General features: G+C 68.5%; 3 protein-coding genes. All 3 read left to right on the forward strand.

The window, feature by feature from the left end:
• Nucleotides 1–323, forward strand: a 323-nt coding sequence (locus tag ACHFGS_RS01985; RefSeq protein ID WP_394289088.1) for an FMN-binding protein, incomplete at its 5' end; no start/stop codon positions are given.
• Nucleotides 320–1,177: an FAD:protein FMN transferase gene (locus tag ACHFGS_RS01990; protein ID WP_394278687.1), complete on the forward strand. Its 858-nt coding sequence runs from the start codon at nt 320–322 to the stop codon at nt 1,175–1,177. The genes ACHFGS_RS01985 and ACHFGS_RS01990, both read left to right, overlap by 4 nt.
• The gene (locus ACHFGS_RS01995; RefSeq protein WP_394278686.1) at nt 1,174–2,727 is read left to right on the forward strand and encodes an FAD-dependent oxidoreductase; all 1,554 of its coding nucleotides are present in this window, start codon (nt 1,174–1,176) and stop codon (nt 2,725–2,727) included. Before ACHFGS_RS01990 ends, ACHFGS_RS01995 begins: the two co-directional genes overlap by 4 nt.
• The last annotated feature ends 687 nt before the right edge of the window (nt 2,728–3,414 follow it).

The following is a 3,414-nucleotide window of genomic DNA, read 5'->3' on the forward strand; positions in this document are numbered from 1 at the left end:
CCGCCGAGCCCGTCGCCCCCGGAGCCGAGTACGCCGACGGCACCGACTCCGCCGACGGCTCGTACCAGACCCCCGAGTCGGTGGAGACGGTCAGCGTCACCCTGACCCTCGCGGACGGTGTCGTGACCGAGGTCGAGGTCACCGGAGACCCGCAGGCGCGGGAGAGCGAGCAGTATCAGGGGCTGTTCATCGGCGGCATCGCGGACGAGGTCGTCGGCAAGAGCCTCGACGACATCGAGGTCGACCGTGTCGCCGGCTCCTCTCTCACCAGCGGCGGCTTCAACGCCGCCGTTCAGGAGATCCGCACCGAAGCCGCGGGATGAGCGGCGCCCGCTGGCGGTTCGACGCCATCGGGACCCGGTGGACGATCGACACCGATGACCCGCTCGACGTCGACACCCGGGCGGCCGTGACCGGGATCATCGAGACGTTCGACCGGGAGTGGTCGCGGTTCCGGTCGGATTCAGCCGTGACCGCGCTCGCCCGCGGCGAGACGACGACGGCGCCTGCCGACACCGCCATGATGCTCGACGCGTACGCGACGCTCGATGCGGCCACCGGCGGCGCGGTGAACCCGCTCGTCGGTGACGCTCTCGCCCGGCGCGGCTATGACGCCACGATCTCCCTCGTCGACTCTGGCGCGGCCCCGGCTCCCACAGACTGGCGGGGGATCGTCCGGCACGAGGCCGGCACCCTCCGCATCACCCCGCCGGCGATGCTCGACGTCGGCGCGCTCGGCAAGGGGCGCCTCGTCGATCTGGTGCACGGCGCACTCCTCACGCGGGTGAGCGGGGGCATCGTCGTCGACGCCGGCGGCGACCTCGCCGTCTCCGGTGTCACGCAGCGGGTCGCGCTCGAGCACCCCTACGACACCACCCGAGCCATCGGGATGTGGACAGTGACGGATGCCGCGCTGTGCGCGTCCGCAGTCAACCGGCGCGCCTGGGGCGCCGGCCTCCACCACGTGCTCGACGCCCGCACCGGCGCACCGGTGCGGCGGTATGCGGCGACGTGGGCGGTCGCCGCCGACGCGATGACAGCCGACGCCGTCGCCACCGCGCTGTTCTTCGACGGCGGTCCGGCCCTGGCGGCTGACTGGGGCGCAGAATGGGTGCGGATGCGCACCGACGGCGCCATCGAGTGGTCCCCGAGAAGCGAAGCGGAGCTGTTCCTGTGATCTCCACCCTGACCGGCCTCTGGAACCGGGTGCTCGGCCTGCTCGGACGCGCGTCGATGTACCGGCTCGTGCTGTTCGCGCTCTCCGCCCTCGCGGTCATCGCGCTCGGGATCTCCTTCACCGGGCAGCTTTCGCCCGAACCGTTCGAGCTCGTCGTGAGCCTCGTCGTGCTCGTCGCCGCGATCACGGTCGTGGATGCCGTCGCGCAGCGGATCCTGCACCGCCCGTGGCGCATCGAGTCGGCGCTCATCACCGCGTTCATTCTGCTGTTCGTGCTGCGGCCATCGCTCGAGCCGCTCGGCCTCGTCGGCATCGCGGTCGCGGGAGCCGTGGCATCCGCGTCCAAGTACGTCCTGGCATGGCAGGGCCGTCACATCTTCAACCCGGCTGCCGTCGGCGCCACCGTGCTGACGGTGCTGAGCATCTGGCTGCCCGACCTCGGCACGTCGTGGTGGTGGGTCGGTTCGCCGCTGCTCGCGCTGCCGGTCGTGATCGCAGGGCTGGTGGTGCTGCTGCGCACCGAGAAGGTGCGCGTCATCGGGCTCTTCCTCATCATCGCGGTTGTCGTGGGGCTCGTGCGCACCTTCACGCAGGTGCAGGCCGCGGGGCTCGACTTCGACCTTGGGATGACGCTGCCGCAGCTGCTCCTTTCGTCGCCGTTCCTGTTCCTCGGCGCGTTCATGCTGTCCGAGCCGCTCACGCTGCCGCCGCGTCGCTGGCAGCAGGCGGTCGTCGCCGTCGTCGTCGGCGTGCTCGCCGGGTGGCCAATATCGCTCGGCGAGATCACGCTCGGCCAGGAACGCGCGCTGCTGATCGGCAACCTCGTCGCGTTCCTGTTCGCGATGCGCACCGCGGTGCGGCTGACGATCGTCGAGCGGACCGCTATCACCCCGAGCGTCCGCGAACTGAGCTTCCGCGCCGAGCGGCCGGTGAAGTTCGCGCCGGGGCAGTACCTCGAGCTCGAGGTGCCGCACCCGCACCCTGACGCCCGAGGCACGCGCCGCGAGTTCAGCATCCTGTCGTCGCCTGCCGAGCTGCCGATCGTGCGGATCGCGATGCGCGAGGGCTCGCAGTCGAGCTACAAGAAGGCGCTGGCGGCGGTCGTGCCCGGCGATGAGCTTTCTATCACGGGCATCTGGGGCGACTTCGTGCTGCCGCGCAAGACATCGACGCCGGTCCTCATGGTCGCCGCGGGCATCGGCGTGACGCCGTTCGTCTCGCAGTTGCGACACCTGAAGCTCGCGGGGGAGCCCCGCGACGTCGTCTTCGTCTACGTCGCCTCGGGCGCCGAGGAGCTCGCCTTCCGGGACGACCTCGAAGCGGCCGGCATCCCCGTGATCGTCGTGACGCGCGACGACCCGCAGGCCCTGCCCGAGGGCTGGCGCTGGGCGGGTGGCGAGCGCCTGACCGCCGAGTCGCTCCTCGCGCTCGTGCCCGACATCGCGCAGCGCCACGCCTATGTGTCGGGGCCGCCCGCACTGATCGCGAGCCTCGCGCCCGCGCTCGACAAAGCGAAGGGCATGACGACCGACGCCTTCAGCGGCTACTGATCCGCAGCGAGGATTCGGCTGACGGTCGCGGTTGACGTTGTCTGGGTTCCTGCTTTTGGGAATCCTGATAGCGGGCGCGACGCCCGCAGTCGCGTATGACCCGGACAATCTCGTGCCGAACGGCTATACGTATGCTCCTTGTCAGAATCAGACACTGAATACTTCCTCGATCGTTTGCCAGACGGACAACGGAGGCGTGAGTGTGTACATCACTTCCTCTGTGTCCGTCGCAATGGAGGACAGGGTAAGAGCGACCCTCGACGGGAGCTACGATCCGATTTCGGGAATCTCGATCGCGTACGTGACAACACCGTCATACTCCGGCTCTTCAGAGACCGACATCGTTTATCAGCAGGGGAGCATGCCTGCACCGAACTTGGCTGGAGTGTACTGGTGTGACGATGCGGTCGACGGCTATTTGTACAAATGTGACCAGGGCTACGTCCGGTTCGTGACGAGCACTACGTACGAACGTCGAGCTCTGACTTGTCACGAAACCGGGCACGCTTTCGGACTGCTTCATGGCTCGCAGGCGGACCCGTTTACAGGGTGACGTCCCGCTGAGTGGTGGAGTTTCTCAACACCGTGCGAGATCAGCTTCTGTGATTATGCTGCAGCGAGTTCGGGGATCGCGACCTCCTTCTCGGTGGTGTTGAGGAGCTTCATGGAGTGCTCGCTGAAGTAGCG

Source organism: Microbacterium sp. (genome assembly GCF_043427715.1).
In the GTDB taxonomy this organism is placed as follows: domain Bacteria; phylum Actinomycetota; class Actinomycetes; order Actinomycetales; family Microbacteriaceae; genus Microbacterium.

Excerpts from the sequence above, each read along its gene's own strand:
- ACHFGS_RS01990 (WP_394278687.1), top strand. The coding sequence starts at position 320 with ATGAGCGGCGCCCGCTGGCGGTTCGACGCCATCGGGACCCGGTGGACG.